This window comes from Paenibacillus sp. FSL R7-0333 (genome assembly GCF_038000365.1).
In the GTDB taxonomy this organism is placed as follows: Bacteria; Bacillota; Bacilli; order Paenibacillales; family Paenibacillaceae; genus Paenibacillus_AQ; species Paenibacillus_AQ silagei.
Map to the genome: position 1 here is coordinate 1,385,173 of NZ_JBBOBZ010000001.1, position 18,715 is coordinate 1,403,887.

The window sequence follows — 18,715 nt, forward strand, 5'->3', positions numbered from 1 at the left end:
CTGTTTTCCTGTAGCATTTTTTGCAGGTGAAGCGGCTCTTTTTTTATCTCCGAATGAGATGAAACAGCAAGGAACAAGTCGGAAAAGGATATATTATACGTCGTTCAAAGTATAACGTTAGCCTTTATTCTTTGTGTAAGATAAATGAAGAGAGTAACTTGAATGGGGAGGCGGAAGCGGTGAAAGCAATATCAGATTTAAGATTACAGAACAGAGGTGGAAAAAAGATTAAGTGGAAGTCCTATATTCCTTTATATCTTATGGCTCTGCCCGCATTAATTTATCTGTTTATTAACAATTACATGCCATTATACGGAATGCAGATTGCTTTTCGGGAGCTTGATTTCTCGGGAAGTATTTTCAGCGGAAAGTTCGTATGGTTCAAGAACTTCAAGTTTTTATTTGCAACTGATGATGCCTGGATCATGACACGAAATACAGTTTTATACAATCTTCTGTTTATCGTTGTAGGAACCCTATTTTCTATCGTTGTAACGATTCTTTTTAATGAAATCATTAGTAAGAAGATATCCAAGGCTTATCAATCTGCTGTATTGATTCCTTATTTTATCTCAATGGTTATTGTAGGGTATTTAGTCTTCGCATTCCTTAGCAGTGATAATGGCTTCATTAATCATTCCATCTTGAAGCCATTAGGGATCGAGCCTATATCCTGGTACTCCGAATCGAAGTACTGGCCATTCATTCTGTTATTTATAAACATATGGAAAAGTTTGGGATACAATCTAATGTTTTATACAGCGAGAATTATTACGATCAGTACTGATTATTATGAAGCTGCAAAAATAGACGGTGCAACAAAGTTTCAGCAAATCATGAACATTACGCTGCCGCTTCTCAAACCAGTAATTATATTGACGACAATTCTATCCATTGGAAGAATGTTTTATTCGGATTTCGGATTGTTTTATCAGGTGCCAATGAACTCAGGTGCACTGTATGACGTTACGACGACAATCGATACGTATTCGTTCCGGGCGCTCATGAAGCTTGGTGACATTACAATGTCAACTGCAACAGGTGTATACCAGTCAGCAGTCGGGTTCATATTGATTTTAATTGCAAATGCAGTGATTAAAAAGGCTAGCAAAGAAGATTCCCTATTCTGAACACGGAGCGATTAACGATGATAGAAAACAAAGATAAAAGATGGTCCATTGCTGGACATGTTCTCATGATAATTTTAAGCGTTCTCGCGGTTGCACCTTTTATTTTGCTGTTTATGTCTTCTATAACGGACGAAGCAACGGCATTACAGGACGGCTACAGCTTCTTTCCGCAAAAATTTTCTCTGGATGCATATTCTTATATTCTGGGGCAATGGGAGCTTATTGGGAGAGGGTACTTGGTATCCATTTTCATTACCGTAGTTGGAACAATCCTTGGCGTAAGTATATCGGCTATGCTTGCATATACGCTTAGTAAACATGATCTGCCTGGACGCCGGCTACTAATGTTTCTGCTAACCTTTACGATGCTTTTTAATGGTGGATTGACTTCAACTTATATTGTGTATACACAGATCTTGCATGTCAAAGACACAATCTTTGGTTTGATGATGCCAAATTTGTTGATGAATGCCTATTTCGTTATCATGTTCAAAAATTATTTTGAGCACACTCTTCCGGGAGCACTTGTAGAATCTGCAAGAATAGATGGGGCAACAGAGTTTAAGGTCTTTTACAAAATTGCAATACCGCTGTCTATGCCAATGATCGTGACGGTCGGGATGACTTCAGCATTGACCTATTGGAACGACTGGACGAACGGGATGTATTTCCTCTCGACGAACAGTAAACTTCAAAGTATTCAAACCATTCTTAATAATATTAATGAGAATATCAAATTCCTACAGCAAAATAATGTAGGGACAGCGGTAACAACAGCAGATTTACCTTCAGTTACCATACGCATGGCTATTGCTGTTGTCGGTGTCTTGCCGATGCTGGCGTTGTTCCCACTCTTCCAGAAATGGTTCGTTAAAGGAGCAACTGATGGGGCAGTTAAAGGGTAGGAACAAAAATATGGCGATTCAAGGGAGTGGATATAAGATGTACGTTTGCAATCCTATTAACATGGAATACAAATATCAGTTTATCGAAGGAGCAGGAAAAATGCTTACTTTTAGGGAAGCTGCTGATCCTTCTATGATTCTATTTCATGGACAATACTTTATGTTTCCCTCAATGACAGCGGGATTTCTTGTAAGCGATAATCTGCATGACTGGGAATTTTATCCTTTGAAGGGTTTGCCTATTCATGATTATGCTCCGGATGTGCGGGTTATCGGGGAGTATATGTATTTTTCTGCATCCAGCCGATCGAAGAATTGCTCTTTCTACAGAACAAAAGACCCGATTCGCGGTGAGTTTGAGGAAATAGAAGGGACATTTCCATTCTGGGATCCCAATCTATTTGTAGATGATGATGGTAAGGTTTATTTTTACTGGGGATGTTCCAGTCAAACGCCTATCTATGGGGTTGAGCTGGATCCAAGGGATATGAAACCCAAAGGGGAGCCGCTAGAACTGATCTATAGCAATACTACGGTTATTGGTTATGAGAGAAATGGCGAAAATCATATCCCAAAAACGCTCGAGCAAATTGAGGAGATAGTGCAAGGCTATGCAAATGCAAATCCGGGTATTACTGATGAGCATCTGAATATGATTAGGCAGGCGGTAGGGGGTGATCCATACATTGAAGGCGCATGGATGGATAAGCATAACGGAAAATACTATCTTCAATATTCTAGCCCCGGGACGGAGTGTAACATTTATTCGGATGGGGTCTACGTATCCGATAAACCATTAGGACCGTTTACGCTGGCGAATAATAATCCTTTCTCCTACAAGCCGGGGGGGTTCATCCCAGGTGCTGGGCACGGATCGACAATGGAAGATAAATACGGGAATCTTTGGCATTCTTCAACCATGAGAATCAGCATCAATTATATTTTTGAAAGAAGATTGGGATTATGGCCTGCAGGCTTCGATAAGGACGGGGAATTATTCTGCAATCAGCGATTTGGGGACTGGCCCTTCAGGATCGAACAGGCACAGATGAATCCATGGGACAATCCGGAATGGATGCTGTTGTCTTACAATAAACCCGCTAAGGCATCTTCCTGTACAGAAGGAAAAGAAGCTTCGAAAGCGACGGATGAGAATGTTCAAACATGGTGGCAAGCAGGCTCTAATGGTTCCGGAGAATGGATCGAAGTAGATTTGAAGCATCCATGCGATGTACATGCCATACAAATCAATTTTGCCGATGATCAATTGGATCTTTCGCTTCCAGAGGGAGCGGCTATGATAGAAGGGCGATTCATCGACGAACGTCAGCATTATACCAGATGGATTCTCGAAGGATCAGTGGATGGAAAAGAATATTTTGTAATTGAGGATAAGTCGGATGCAACTACGGATTTGTCACATGATCTCATAGTGAAAGAAGACGGAATAAAGGCAAGGTATCTCCGGTGCATTGTAAAGGAGCTTCCGTTTAACCAAGAGGCATGTATTTCGGGTCTTCGCGTGTTCGGGATTGGCGTTGGAACACTCCCTGATAAAACGAGCGAAATTCAACTCGAACTTTTAAATGATCTTGATCTTTCGGTTTCATGGAACAGTGTTGAAGCGGTTGGTTACAATGTGCTCTGGGGATTTGCTCCGGATAAACTGTACCATAGTCACATGATATTCGGAAAAAATCAGATGGTAATTAAGGCATTAATCAAAGATCAGCCTTTATATGTCCGGGTGGATAGTTTCAATGAGATCGGGATAACTGAAGGCGAAGTTTACAAGGCGATCTAATACGTCCAGCGCGACAGGAGATGCTTGAAATGAATAGAGATCTTAAAGAAATCATCTCACGGATGACCTTGGAAGAGAAAGTGAAATTATGCTCAGGAGTAGGCGCTTGGAATACAACTGCTCTTCCTGAACACGAAATACCATCGCTAATGCTCACAGACGGGCCGCATGGTCTAAGAAAACAATCAGGAGCTCAAGATCATATGGGGCTCAACAACAGTGTGCCGGCAACTTGTTTTCCTACAGCAGCAGGACTAGCCAGTTCGTGGAATAAGACTTTACTAGAACAAGTTGGAGCTGCACTTGGCGAAGAATGTCAGGCAGAAGATGTTCATATTCTCCTTGGACCCGGGACAAATATCAAACGATCGCCGCTGTGCGGAAGAAACTTTGAGTACTTCTCTGAGGACCCCTACTTATCAACTGAATTAACGACCAGTTATGTTCAAGGCGTTCAAAGTCAAGGGGTAGGAACGTCACTTAAACATTTTGCAGTAAATAACCAGGAAACGAAACGGTTTAATATCAATGTCATTCTTGATGAGCGAACGTTACGTGAGATTTATCTTGCGAGCTTCGAAAATGTAATAAAACAAGCACAGCCGTGGAGTGTAATGGCTGCTTATAACAAGATTAATGGTGAATATTGCTCACAAAACGAGAAATTATTAAATGATATTTTAAGAGAGGAATGGGAGTTCGAAGGAATAGTTGTCTCTGACTGGGGGGCTGTTAGTGAGAGGGATGTTGCACTCTCAGCAGGTATGGATCTGGAAATGCCCGACAGCAATGGTGTAGGCAGCGAGAAGATTATTAACGCCGTGCGCAGTGGTACTATGTCTGAAGAAATCTTGGATGCTGCTGTTGAAAGAATTCTTTCAACTATATATAAAGCGATAGACAATAAAAAGGATCACGTAACCTATAATCAAAAAGCTCATCACCAATTCGCTAGATCCGTAGCAGCAGAGAGCATGGTGTTATTGAAAAATGACGATCAGCTTCTTCCGCTTCAAAAAAAAGGAAAACTCGCAGTAATCGGCGCCTTTGCCAAGCATCCAAGATACCAAGGCGCAGGAAGTTCACGGGTAAATCCTACACAGTTAGAAGTCCCAATGGACGAAATAGCTAAAACAGCGTCGCAAGCACGAGTACAATATGCTGAAGGTTATTCATTGGACTCAGGCGAGATTAATGCTCAATTGATTCAGGAAGCTAAAAAGGTTGCCGGGGAATCGGAAGTAACGATTTTGTTCGTTGGACTGCCAGAGAAATATGATGCTGAAGGTGTGGACAGAGAGCACTTAAAGCTTCCAGATAATCAGAATGCTTTGATAGAAGCAGTTACCGAGATTCAGAGCAACACTGTCATTGTTCTATTCAATGGTTCTGCTGTTGAAATGCCATGGATTCACAAGGTGAAGGGGGTGCTTGAAGCATATTTGGGTGGACAAGGGATGGCCGGTGCTGTAGCTGATATTCTTTTCGGTGATAAGAATCCATCCGGAAAACTCGCGGAAACCTTCCCTGTTCAACTGAGCCAAACCCCATCTTACATTAACTTCCCGGGTGAAGGTGACAAGGTAGAGTATAGAGAAGGCCTATTCGTAGGTTATCGTTATTACGATAAAGTTGAGATTGAACCTTTATTCCCGTTCGGGCACGGTCTCTCCTATACCACGTTTGAATATTCCGAGCTTCAATTGAATAAGAAAGAAATTACAGATTCCGAAGAAGTCATAGTCTCGGTAAAGGTGAAGAATACAGGAGGCAGAGCAGGGAAAGAAATTGTACAACTCTACGTGCAGGATATTGTGTCTAGTGTTATCAGACCTGTCAAAGAATTAAAGGCCTTTGAAAAAATTGAGTTGGCTCCAGGAGAGGAAAAGCGGGTTATTTTTAAACTGGGGAAACGTGCGTTTGCTTATTATAACGTTGAATTAAAAGATTGGCATGTGGAAAGCGGTGACTTTGAACTTCTTATTGGTAAATCCTCTAAAGAGATCGTTCTGCAAGATACAATTAAGGTCCATTCATCAGTTAGATTGCGCAAGAAATATACCTTAGATTCTACCTTAGGCGATATTAAGTCTGAACCAGCTGCTGCTTCATTTATTTCATCGTTATTGACAGGGATGGGCTTCGGAAGCTCAGGATCTGAGGGGCCATTTGGAATGGACATGGAATCTTTACTGAACAGTATTAAGCTCAGAATTATTGAGAACCAAAGAGCAATGCCGCAGGAACAGCTGGAGCAATTTCTTGCATATTTAAATGAGGGCTAGAAGGCTAGACAAATCAGATAAGCCCAGGGAGGGTTATTATGATAATTGGAATTTGGAACAGTAAAATTGAAACAGAACTTGCTAGTATTAAATTTATCTTTCAAATTGAGGAACTGAACGGATTGCAGCTCCGCGTCTGGTCTGAGCCCGTCCCTATGGTTGAGATCGAAGAGACGGTTATAGAGGGAAATCATCTTTTTGCTAAGGGACATAATAAATATGTGCCTGGTATCCTTACGTTCGATTTATATTTTGAAGAAAACTCTTTTACCGGAAAATTAGATATGATGGGTCAAGAAATTGAGCTGATTGGAGAAAAAGGTAGAGGAACCGCTCTGTCCGAAGAGTTCGCAGCTCTAGCGGAAAAGGTCCGTAAAACGGATCTAAGTCCCCGAACAGATGCGGAGATAAAAGAAGAAGTTGATAAGCTGCTAAGTAAGATGTCTCTAGAAGATAAAATCGGGCAAATGAGCCAGTGTTTATCGTCCAATCACTCTTTTGGCGGCGAAGTGGAATCTGCACCACCTGAAGTATTAGTTGCGGAAGGAAAAGCAGGCTCTATTCTTGGGGCATTTGATCTAAAGCGTATATATGAGCTGCAGAAGATTGCGGTAGAACAGTCTCCTCATAAAATTCCGTTATTCTTCAACGCGGATATTATCCATGGATTTCAGACTATTTTTCCTGTTCCGCTGGCATGGTCATGCAGTTGGGACATGGAATTAATTAAAGATGCTTGTTCCATTGCAGCAAAGGAAGCGACAGCTTCCGGCAATACCTATAATCACGGACCTATGGTTGATTTGACCAGGGATCCACGTTGGGGACGTGTTGTAGAAGGAGCGGGAGAAGATCCATACCTTGGAGCTCAAATCGCTAAGGCTCAGGTTGAGGGATTTCAAGGAGATAGTTTGTTTAGCGACGAAACCTTGATTGCTTGCCTGAAGCATTTTATTGGCTATGGAGGGACTGAAGGAGGACGTGACTACAATACTGTGGACATCTCCGAGGGAACACTCCGGAATTTCCATTTGCCGGCATTCCAAGCGGGTATAGAGGCAGGGGCGGGTTCAGTGATGAATGCCTTCAATATTTATCAAGGTGTGCCTGTGGCCGGGAATTCATTCTTGCTTCGTGAGTTGCTGCGTGAAGAGCTTGGATTTGAGGGAATGTTAATCTCGGATTATGGTTCTGTGGAAGAGATACAGATTCATGGAGCAGCCCGGGATAAAAGAGAAGCGGCGGCTATGGCCATGAATGCTACGATGGATATTGAGATGGTCACAAGAGTGTATGCTGAGGAGCTCCCTCGCTTAGTGGAAGCAGGTACTATTAAAGAGGAACAACTTAATGACGCTGTTCGTCGGATTCTAACTTACAAATATAAAATAGGAATTATGGATGATCCCTATCGTTATATCCAGCCAGAGAAAGAAGCTCAACTCCATCTTCATCCAGATCATTTGGAGAAGAGTAGAGAATTAGCTCGTAAATCGGTTGTAATGCTCAAAAATAACGGAGTACTCCCTCTGGAAAGAGAACAAAAGGTTGCAGTAATTGGGCCTTTTGGTGCGAGCAGAGATTTGCTTGGACCTTGGCAATTCTCCCAATATGCTTACGAGACCATATCCTTATTACAAGGGATATCGGCTAAAGGGTTGGACAAGAGCCAGCTGAAATACGTGCAGGGATGCGGTGTAGAGACAGATATTGAGAACGGTATCGAGGAAGCCATTATGGCTGCCAAGGAGTCAGATGTCATTGTTCTCGCATTAGGTGAACACAGCGATATGAGTGGAGAAGCAGCTTCGCGGACAGATATTACACTCCCAGCGGTTCAGATGAAATTGGCTGAAGCGGTTGTAGCAACAGGAAAGCCAGTTGTTCTGGTATTAACTAACGGCAGGCCTCTTGCGCTTAATTGGTTTGAACAGCATACGGATGCGATTGTTGAAACTTGGTTTTTGGGTTCCCAGGCAGGTCATGCCATAGCCGACGTTTTATTTGGTGACTACAATCCATCTGGTAAACTCACAATGAGCTTTCCACAGAACGTAGGACAAGTGCCGGTGTATTACAATCATTTTAAAACTGGACGTCCAGTGACGAATGCAACTCGGGATCAGAAATATATCTCAAAATATATTGATTGTCCTAATGATCCGTTATACCCGTTCGGATACGGACTTAGTTATTCCAAATTTGAATACTCGAATCTCCATTTAGACTCACCAAAGATGACCCGGAAAGAAGTACTTCATGCGAGCGTGACAGTAACCAATACGGGACATTATGCCGGTGAAGAAATTGTACAGCTTTATATTCAAGATCTATACGGCAGCACTGTTCGTCCGGTCAAAGAACTTAAAAACTTCCGCTCTATATGGCTGGAGCCGGGTCAAAGTCAAATGGTAGAATTCCAAATTTCGGAGCAAGATTTGATCTACTACACAGGCAATCATAGATACGAAGCAGAGCTCGGAGAGTTCAAACTATATATTGGCTCAAATTCAGTTGATGTAATGGAAGTTGCTTTCGAACTGGTGTAGGTATCGGGAAACAATACGGAAAATGATCAACAAGAGTAAAAGTATAAATCAGGAGGTAGAAGAATGAATATCGAAACACTGGTCGGTACATTGACGCTTGAAGAAAAAGCGGGACTGTGTTCCGGAAAAGACGATTGGTTGACAAAAGCGGTAGAGCGGTTAAACATCCCTTCCATCCGTACAAGTGACGGACCTCATGGTCTACGGACGTTTGATGATCAGCCTGGTGCAAATAATAGTAAGCCAGCAGTCTGCTTCCCGGCAGGGTGTGCCACCGCAGCCAGCTTTGACCGAGCGTTGCTGAGTAGCATGGGGGAGGCTTTAGGGAGAGAGGCTCAGGCGATGGATGTGCAGGTGCTGCTTGGACCTGGTATCAATATTAAACGCAGTCCGCTTTGTGGCCGTAACTTCGAGTACTTCAGCGAAGACCCTATGCTGTCCGGAGAACTTGGTGCTGCATTTGTAAATGGTGTTCAAAGCCAGGGTGTAGGCACAAGCCTTAAGCATTTCTTCGCCAACAATCAGGAGTACCGCCGCATGGACGCTTCTTCTGAAATGGATGAGCGTACCATGCGTGAGATCTATTTGCCGGCATTTGAACGGGTAGTCAAGCAATCCCAGCCGTGGACCATTATGGCTTCTTATAATAAAATTGGCGGCACGTACTCTACAGAAAACAAACAATACCTCACCGATTTGTTACGTGAGGAATGGGGGTTTGAGGGTCTTGTTGTCAGTGATTGGGGAGCGACGCACAACCGGGTCAAAGCCGTGGCCGCAGGAACCGATCTTACAATGCCTTCAGCTACCAAAACAGATCAGGAGATTGTAAAGGCTGTGCAGGAAGGTGAGCTATCCGAAAGTGAACTGGACAGAGCCTGCATTTATTTATTGAAGCTTGTCTTTAAATCAATGGATAACCGTAAAGAAGATGTTACCTTTGATTACGACAGCGACCATGCATTGGCGCGTAAGATCTCAGCTGAATCAATGGTGCTTTTGAAAAACGACAATAATGTATTACCGCTAAAGAAGAATGCAAAAATTGCATTTATAGGTGCGTTTGCCAAGGCACCCCGCTATCAAGGCGGTGGTTCCAGTCATATTAACAGTTATAAAGTTACAAATGCTTTCGATGCTGCTGCTCAACTCATGTCTGGTAACTTAACCTATGCTCAAGGTTATCACTTGGACAGTTTGGAGCCGGATGCGGATTTAGTCCAGGAAGCAGTTGCTGCAGCCAAGGATGCAGACGTTGCTGTAATCTTTGCCGGATTGCCGGATTCGATGGAATCGGAAGGTTTCGACCGTGGTGACATGCGGATGCCACACAATCATAATGAACTAATTGCTGCTGTAAGCGCTGCCCAGCCCAATACTGTTGTTGTGCTGCATAACGGCTCGCCTGTGGAAATGCCATGGGTTAAAGCACCGAAAGCCATTCTCGAAGTATACCTCGGGGGGCAGGCGGTTGGCGAAGCAACAGTCCAGGTGTTGTTTGGTGAGGAGAATCCCTCTGGACGGATACCGGAATCGTTCCCGGTTCGTCTGGAGGACAACCCTTCCTATCTATTTTTTCCGGGGGAAAATGGGGTAGTGGATTACAGTGAACGGATGTTTGTTGGATACCGTTATTATGAGAGCAAAAAGATGGACGTGCTGTTTCCATTCGGTCATGGGTTGTCCTATACGACTTTTTCGTACAGTAACCTAAGGGTTAGTGCAACAAACATGACGGAAGATGATACGGTAACTGTCTCGGTTGACGTAACTAACACTGGAAGTATGACAGGGAAAGAAGTAGTACAGTTATATATCGCACCTCATAAAGGGGAGATCATCCGCCCGGTACGTGAATTAAAGGGCTTTGAGAAAATTGAACTGAACCCACAGGAAATGAAAACGGTGACCTTTACACTGGGTAAGCGGGATTTTGCTTATTGGAACATGGCTGCGCAAGACTGGGCAGTAGAAACAGGTGAATACACTGTGCAAATTGGGTATTCCTCTTATTCGATTGCACAAGAAACCACATTGCATATCGAAGGGAAAGAGAACCCCGAAGGAATGGAATACACAATGTTCACACCTATAAAGGACTTTATACGTCATCCGATTGGTAAAACCTTTTGGGAAGCGAACTTTGGCAAGATGGCAGAAGGAATGGTGCGAACCGGCTTAGTCCAGGAAGAGGCGCTTGCAGCGGGTATGCAGCTTGGAAATAACGACTCAGCATTAATGATCCAGCCTATATCGATCATGACGGCCTTTGTTCCAGAGCTTGATGGCCAACCTATCAAAGAAATATTAGAGCAAATGAACATCAAATACTCAGCTCAGAAGGAGAAGTGATTCGTATGTATAACGCAATGGTACAACTTCTCGGAATTCGCAAAGAACGAATAGGATTGATATTATAACGTCCCGGCAGGGAGAATGTGCTATAGCAGCTCATTTCTCCTGATGGGCTTATTTTTTGTGCTGCTTTCTAACTAATCACGAAAGGTGTTGTGAAATATGATTCGAGTTTCTTTCAATGAGGGCTGGACCGTTGGTCCGAATAGTGGATTCTTTAACATGGCTCCAGATCAAATGCCGCAGCAGGTTACTTTGCCCCATGATGCTATGATCTCTAAGTTAAGAAGTGAGAATGCCGTGAGTGGAGGCAAAAAGGGATATTTTCCTGATGGAACTTACGATTATGTAAAGAAATTTCATGTACCCGAGACCTATAAGGAGAAGAGAATCACCATTGAATTCGAAGGTGTATATATGAACGCCATGGTATACATCAACGGGGACTTCGCAGGACAGCATCCTTACGGGTATTCCAGTTTCTATATCAAAGCAGATCGATTCCTGAAATATGGGGAAGACAATGAGATTAAAGTGGTTACCAAGAGCAGTGACGATTCACGATGGTATACAGGAACAGGGATTTACCGTGATACAAAAATGATGGTAGCGAATCTGGTGCATTTCCAAGTGGATGGCCTTCAAATTACAACACCTGAAATTTCTAACGGGTATGCTATTGTGAACGTGGCAACGTTTGTAGAGAATGAGGGCGTGAATCCGCAATCGACCCGGATATCCACGGAAATCCTGGATGCTGAGGGCAATGTAGTAGCTTTTGACCATTCCCCATTAACTGTTTTTGCGGGAGAAGTTACAACAATGCGCCAGCGCCTGGTGGTAAAGCTGCCAAAGCTGTGGAGTGTAGAGACGTCGTATCTATACACCTGCAACAGCAGAGTAATGGATGGGGACAACATTCTGGATGAGGAGATGAGTACATTTGGAATCCGTTCTCTCTCTTTAAATGCTGAACAAGGTCTATCTATCAATGGAGAAATTGTAAAGCTCCGCGGAGCTTGTATCCATCATGACAATGGTGTGATTGGAGCAGCCACGATCGGCCGTGCTGAGGAACGCCGCATTGAGATTTTGAAAGAAGCCGGATTCAATGCCATTCGTAGCTCGCATCAGCCTTTGAGTAAGGCCATGCTGAATGCATGTGACCGTCTGGGTATGCTGGTCATGGATGAAAGCTTCGATATATGGACGAACACGAAATCAGATTTCGATTATGCCTTGAATTTCCCTGTATGGTGGGAACGGGATATCGAAGCTATGGTGAATAAGGATTTTAACCATCCGAGTGTGATCATGTATTCCATTGGAAATGAGATCAAAGAGACAGGGAGTGCCAATGGTGCGGCATGGGGCAGAAAGCTTGCAGAGAAGATTCGCCGTATGGATAGCACAAGATATGTAATTAACTCGATTAACGGCTTTGTTTCTATCATGGATAAATTGAAGGATGTCATGAGCAGCCAACCCTCAGGTGATGTCAATACGGCCATGGCCTCTGCCGGCGATATGATTAAATACGTGCAAGGTTTGGAATTTGTTAAGAATGCAACAGCTGAATCCTTTGCGGCGGTGGATATCGCGGGATATAACTATGCAGACAATTGCTATGTACCTGATAAAGAATTTTTTCCGAACCGGGTGATCTGCGGAAGTGAAACCTTCCCTAAAGATATCGCCAATAATTGGAAGCTGGTACAAGAAAATGGACACGTCATTGGTGATTTCACTTGGACAGGATGGGATTATCTAGGGGAATCAGGTCTTGGCAGGGTTGAATATGGAGAAGTCAGCCGAGGGCTTGGGGCGTCCGGAGCATTTCCATGGCTGACAGCACATTGTGGCGATATCGACATTACGGGTCATCGTCTTCCTGTTTCTTATTATCGTGAAATTGTCTTCGGATTGCGCAAAGAGCCGTATATTGCCGTTCAGCGTCCTGCACATTACGGTGAGCAGCCTACAATGATGCCTTGGAGCTGGAGTGACGCCGTTTCCAGTTGGAGCTGGGAGGGCTTTGAGGGTAAGCCTGTTAAGGTAGAGGTATACTCTGACGCGATGGAAGTTGAATTGTTGATCAATGGAAAATCAGTTGGCAAGGCAGACGCCGGTGAAGCGCATGACTTTAAAGCATTGTTTGATACCGTATACCAACACGGTGAAGTGGTGGCGATCGCCTATTCGGATGGAAAGGAAACCGGACGTATGACCCTGGTTTCGGCTGAGAGCGAAGTGAACGTCCAGCTTGAGATTGACCGCATGCAAATTAAGGCAGATGATACTGACCTGGCCTTTGTTACGATTTCGCTTGTGGATGATAAAGGAGTGGTGAAACCCCTTGCCGACCGGAAAGTATCCGTCACCGTAAAGGGTGCGGGAATCCTTCAGGGTCTGGGAAGCGCGAATCCCAAAAATGAAGAAAGCTATGTAAATTCTACGCACTTTACCTACGATGGAAGAGTCTTGGCTGTCATTCGTCCTACTGAGGCCGGAAGTATTGAGATGAGGGTTGAGGCTGAGGGCTGTGCGACAAAAACTGTGAAAATTGAAGTTTGTAAATAGGGAGGGTTTGATATGAGACATTACCCACTAAGGACGATCATAGCAATGGGCGGGAGCCGCTTGTCGCGGGAAGAGTCATCTCAAATAGATTCACGAGGAGGTATATTATGAACGATAATAGTAAAAAGTTAACCATGCAATATCAATTCCCAGACAAATTTTTATGGGGGGCTTCAACAGCCGCCCACCAAGTAGAAGGAAATAACACAAATAGTGATAGCTGGGTGATGGAAAACCTGAAAGGCACGAGCTACAAGGAGCCATCAGGAATTGCAGTAAATCATTATCGACTCTACAGAGAGGATATTGAACGTTTAGCCGCACTTGGCCTCAATTCGTATCGCTTTTCCATCGAGTGGGCCCGGATTGAACCGGAGGAAGGCCAATTCGATGAAGCAGCCATGGAACATTACCGGGATGTATTAAGAACTTGCAGCAACTTGAATGTAACCCCGGTCGTAACGCTTCATCATTTCACCTCCCCGCAGTGGCTTATTAGCGCTGGAGGTTGGGAAGCTGAAGGTACGCCAGCAAGGTTTGCACGTTATTGTGCTCATGTCATGAGCCAATTAGGAGATCAAATTCCTTATGTATGTACAATCAATGAGGCAAATATTCCTATTGGAATTGCAAAAGTTATGAAGCAGTATCAGCAGGGGGAATCTGCAGCAGGACAACTTGGCATGAACATGGATTTTCAGGAACAAATGCGGGACTACTATGCTGAATTGTCTAAAGCATTTGGTATACCACCCATGGAGGTGCATACCTTCCTGTCACCACGTTCCGAAAAAGGCCTGCACATCATCTTCCAATCGCATGTGGAGGCAAGGGCGGCTATCCGGCAGGTTAGTCCGAACACTAAAATCGGATTAAGCATGTCGCTCTTTGATTTTCAGTCCGTCCCTGGTGGAGAAGAACAGGCTGCTCATGAATTACATGAGGAATTTCTACAATTCCTTCCTTATATGGAGGACGATGATTTCCTGGCCTTACAGAACTATTCACGTGAGATCTACGGACCGGATGGTCTCATCCCTGTACCGGCTGATAGAGAGCGTACCCAGATGGGTTACGAATTTTATCCCGAAGCTCTAGAAAATGTTATTCGTTGTGCTTCGAAGCATCTGAACAAGCCGATTATCGTAACGGAGAATGGTGTTGCTACGGATGATGATACACGCCGTGTTGCTTTTATTGATCGGGCTTTAAAGGGTGTGGCTGCATGTATTGCTGACGGGATTCCAGTTAAGGGGTATTTGCATTGGTCACTACTTGATAATTTTGAATGGCAGCTTGGATTCTCCAAGCGTTTCGGGTTAATTGAAGTAGACCGGCAGACACAGGAGCGCACTCCTAAGCCTAGCGCTTATCATCTTGGAAAGATTGCCCGAGCTAATATTATTTATTAGTGTGGATATTCTATAACCTTACTAGCGGACGACATAGAAGCATCCGCTGAGGATAATAGCCTGTAGAGATGAGAGAATAACGTCTCATTCCTACAGGCTATTTTATGTTTCTATATCATGAACAAATTTTGGGTATCATCGTAGAGCATTCTACTTTCCGCTATACTTATCTAAGCAGCTTGAATATGTAATTAAAGAGCTTAGGGTAGGAGGCAAAAGTGAATACTTCAGATGATATCCTTTCGTTTATAAGCCGAAATTATTTGAAAAAAGATGAGCAACTGGAGATGCCAACATTAATAAGTGATGATTCTCTTGTTGATATAAATATTGTAAAAAGGACTGCCCGTACGCTACGAAGAGTAGGGATCATTACCGTTGCATGGCAGGATGGCTTAAGTGCTGAGGAGCCTCCGGAGCAGCAGCTGTTACGCTGGACAGTGGGGAAGCGCGCCTTATTAGAGGACAATCAACAAACGTTTGACTGGCTGAGTAAGGGATGGATTGTGAAGGAGGTCCGGTTCAAGCAAGATGGGAAATCCGTAGACCGGATTTATTACCGTATGGGGTATTTATTATATGTTCAACTGATAAATAAGCAAAAAGATGCAGAAGGGGATATAATAGATCAATTTACGTTTTATCAGTCAGAAGCTGCCCGGAGAATGGAAGAAATAATGTGTGTACCGGGCGAACGAATACTTCAGCTAAAAGGTCTGACAGTATTCTTAACGGAGAGTGTAGCGTGGAGCCTTAGTACTCTGAAGGATCAGGCTGTTTTCCCTGCGAATTGGAGTGTATCAAAGCGAATCCATTCATTACACTTTTTACTGGCTTTTGGCATGATTTCTTGTACCAAAGAAATATTTGACTGGAGAGAAATTGGCGCGCAGTATTACCCGGGTATTGGAGGCTCTAAGGCATTTGATCTATCTAAAATAGAGTTTCTTAACATGCTAGAGACGCTAAGCGGTCAGCCAGCGGAAGCATTAGGAATGATAAGCGGAGGGCAGATTACGCCGATCTATTTTGCCGGTACCCTTGAAGGGAAATGGTCCAATTTCCAGGCAGGACCTGTTCATGCTTTAACCAATATTTCAGTATCCCAAGACCAGTATTCAACCGCAGCAACTACGCTATGGTTAGTCGAGAACCGGGCTGTTTTGACGCGGATGTCAGCAGAACCCCATTTCTTGCAGGAGACTAATTCTGTGATTATATGTGTGGACGGACATATCCGGAGTGTGCACCGGTATTTTATCAGACAATTATTGAATAACAGCTCCATTGATCAAGTAATCATGTGGAGTGATTATGATGAGGCGGGGCTGCAAATTGCACGAGAAATGTACCAGTCGCTTACCGGACATGATGTGCGGCATAAATGGATCTGCCCGGATCACTCCATACTAACCAGTTGGCCGGAGTATCAAAAGCGCATGGAGGATTTGCTGCAGTATATGAAGCTGGAACAAGAGATTGTGTTAGGGGAGGCAGAGGATTGGAGAAGCTGGATCAACCATTAATTTCAATTTTTCAGACTGACGAATCCGGGCCGGAAATGCACCAGGCCTTAAGGGATATTGCTTTGTTGTCCGGGGTATTGAATGATCTGGGCTCCCAGAACTTTCTGCAGACGCCTATCGAAATTTTACGGTTCTTACGTATTATTCAACTGCTCAATGAGGAAGCCCTGGGACTGGATGAACCGATTGAGAACGTAGATACCCTGTATTTTCGTTACCGGAACCGCTATGAGGACCTTGACCCGCCAAGCAAGAAAAAGGTTGAACAGATTGTAAATGTCCTGGTGAAGTATAACTGGATATCCAAACAAACCAGGCAGCTAAAAATGCGTGATGTAGGGAAGCGGATGATGGATACGCTCATACGGCTTGCTAATGATTCTTTAGCCTATTATATGCATGATGATATAGGACGATCGTTATTCCAGGCCAGACGGGATGCCGAGCTTAGCGAAGCCTATGATGATCATGGCATTTCCGGCGGCAACAAAATTGCCAGTATGATTCGCAACGTGGAAAATGCTATACAATTGATGAAGGAACGTGAATTAGAAATGCTGGCGGACCGCAATGCACTGCCTCAGTTAGAGATTATCCATCAGTTGATGCAGGAGCTGGAGATGAAGCTGACAGAGCGTCTCCGTAAGTTTCATACATTAGAGGACAGTCTGGTGCTCAGTGATTTAATGCAGGCAGGAACATCTGCACTTGCCGATGGCACGAATCTGAGCATGGGGATGATTAATAAATATCTCAAATTTACGATGATGAAGCAAACGATGCTCTTGTCCTCGATTAATCCCGAAAAAGTTCGGATGTTCATTACTCAAATGTATGACCCGCCTCAAGAATCGGACATTCCTAATGCTCATCAGATTATGAGCTTTATGGAGCAGAATGAATACGAGGGGGAGTCTATGGACGGTCTGTGGATGCCTGTGAAATTCGCCGCGCCGCTGTCTGGTGCAGCCATTAGTGAAGCTATTCAATATCTTGAGGACTATGAGCCGCTAGTGGACCGGATGCAGGAAGATATCCAGGAGACCCAATATATCCATGAGGAGATTGATATTACACAATTAGAGGATATGATGGGAGATTCAGCGTGGTTGCTGACGAAATCTATGATTGAGACGGACGCCATTGAAGGATTCATGCAGGAAGTGGAGCAAGCTCCGCTAGAGACGGTAATCATTGAAGCAACATCTGCGGAGTGGGGCGATGCGATTAACGCACTTACAGCGTTATCTGCGTTAGTAGGCAGCAAGAAGCTGACAATGGAGGAAGCGGCGGCGGAATCAGAATCCCAAGCCCCCCGATATGACAAGGAATGGGACTGGATGAATCCGAAGGATATTAATCAAGTCGTTAAGCATAACAAAGCTTCAATGAACAGGCAGAAGAGGAGTGACGATGAGCTTGACGGATGAATGTAATGTAAATCCGCTTAATGTCATGCAGGCAATCAAAGGCATGTTAACCGAGGCGGAAGAGATCGTGTTTATGAATCTTTTATTCTCATCCTCTGCAACAATACGTGTGGGCAATTTCGGCTTATCCCGGCGCGAGGTAGAGAAGCAGTTAAAGATATCTAATGATGATGAGCAGTTCAATTCATTTTTAATGCGGGTTAATCAGGCGGTAAGCCGGTATTTCAAAGTAATCTATGATGTGAAAAGAGATCAGGTGATCGTGATGATGCGGGTTCCTGCCCGATCGGCACGCAGTACATTGTCCAAAGAAAGTCTGGCCATTCTCTTGTTTATCTTTTATCAGCAAGAAGTGTTGCAGCATGAGTTCACGCTATTCGATCAGTTGCTAAATGCTCTTGGACATGAGACGACGAAGGCAAATCAGCGTTTGATTCTAAATATTGACCAATTGAAAAAAATCGGGGCACTCGAAGAATATGATACCAATTCAAATGAGAAGGCGTATACCATCACTGGAATTGGGGCTAATATGTTCTCGGATTCCTTTCTGCGCCGTACGGTTGAATTCAGTCAATCCAATCAATTAAACAAAGAGGAAGTTCTTAAGTTTTTCAAACGATATAATCTGTATCAGGAAGGAACTGACGAAGCATAATGATACCTTGGAAAATGTGGTTTACCGGCATTCGGGATTATCAGCCAACGATGATGGACTTGTCAGGACAAGAATCACATA

The 18,715-nt window shown here is 43.9% G+C and carries 11 protein-coding genes; all 11 read left to right on the forward strand.

The features are described 5' to 3' along the window. The first annotated feature begins 179 nt into the window (after positions 1–179). The 11 genes from MKY86_RS05835 to MKY86_RS05885 all read left to right on the forward strand — a co-directional run bounded on the left by MKY86_RS05835 (position 180) and on the right by MKY86_RS05885 (position 18,634). The gene (locus tag MKY86_RS05835) at positions 180–1,130 is read left to right on the forward strand and encodes an ABC transporter permease (RefSeq protein WP_340826585.1); all 951 of its coding nucleotides are present in this window, start codon (positions 180–182) and stop codon (positions 1,128–1,130) included. A 17-nt stretch (positions 1,131–1,147) separates the two neighbouring features. After that, positions 1,148–2,035 carry a carbohydrate ABC transporter permease gene (locus MKY86_RS05840; protein ID WP_076076704.1) on the forward strand — a complete coding sequence of 296 codons (888 nt, stop codon included), beginning with the start codon at positions 1,148–1,150 and terminating at the stop codon, positions 2,033–2,035. Continuing rightward, positions 2,016–3,839: a family 43 glycosylhydrolase gene (locus tag MKY86_RS05845; protein ID WP_340826587.1), complete on the forward strand. Its 1,824-nt coding sequence runs from the start codon at positions 2,016–2,018 to the stop codon at positions 3,837–3,839. Before MKY86_RS05840 ends, MKY86_RS05845 begins: the two co-directional genes overlap by 20 nt. A 29-nt stretch (positions 3,840–3,868) precedes the next feature. Further along, entirely contained in the window at positions 3,869–6,124 is a 2,256-nt protein-coding gene (locus MKY86_RS05850) for a glycoside hydrolase family 3 C-terminal domain-containing protein (protein ID WP_076076701.1), read from the forward strand. 38 nt (positions 6,125–6,162) lie between these two features. After that, positions 6,163–8,673 carry a beta-glucosidase BglX gene (bglX, locus tag MKY86_RS05855; RefSeq protein ID WP_083684643.1) on the forward strand — a complete coding sequence of 837 codons (2,511 nt, stop codon included), beginning with the start codon at positions 6,163–6,165 and terminating at the stop codon, positions 8,671–8,673. A 63-nt stretch (positions 8,674–8,736) separates the two neighbouring features. Continuing rightward, positions 8,737–11,025 (forward strand): glycoside hydrolase family 3 C-terminal domain-containing protein, encoded by a 2,289-nt coding sequence (locus tag MKY86_RS05860; RefSeq protein WP_076076699.1) that lies wholly within the window; start codon positions 8,737–8,739, stop codon positions 11,023–11,025. 165 nt (positions 11,026–11,190) lie between these two features. Then, positions 11,191–13,608, forward strand: a complete 2,418-nt coding sequence (locus MKY86_RS05865; RefSeq protein ID WP_076076696.1) for a glycoside hydrolase family 2 — start codon at positions 11,191–11,193, stop codon at positions 13,606–13,608. 107 nt (positions 13,609–13,715) lie between these two features. Continuing rightward, a complete protein-coding gene (locus MKY86_RS05870; RefSeq protein WP_340826592.1) occupies positions 13,716–15,020 on the forward strand; it encodes a glycoside hydrolase family 1 protein in 1,305 nt (434 codons plus the stop codon). Positions 15,021–15,238: 218 nt separating this feature from the next. Next, positions 15,239–16,546: a DUF2399 domain-containing protein gene (locus MKY86_RS05875; protein WP_083684640.1), complete on the forward strand. Its 1,308-nt coding sequence runs from the start codon at positions 15,239–15,241 to the stop codon at positions 16,544–16,546. Continuing rightward, positions 16,522–17,976 carry a hypothetical protein gene (locus MKY86_RS05880; protein ID WP_076076693.1) on the forward strand — a complete coding sequence of 485 codons (1,455 nt, stop codon included), beginning with the start codon at positions 16,522–16,524 and terminating at the stop codon, positions 17,974–17,976. The genes MKY86_RS05875 and MKY86_RS05880 overlap by 25 nt, the downstream gene beginning before the upstream one ends. Then, positions 17,960–18,634 (forward strand): hypothetical protein, encoded by a 675-nt coding sequence (locus MKY86_RS05885; RefSeq protein ID WP_076076691.1) that lies wholly within the window; start codon positions 17,960–17,962, stop codon positions 18,632–18,634. Before MKY86_RS05880 ends, MKY86_RS05885 begins: the two co-directional genes overlap by 17 nt. The last annotated feature ends 81 nt before the right edge of the window (positions 18,635–18,715 follow it).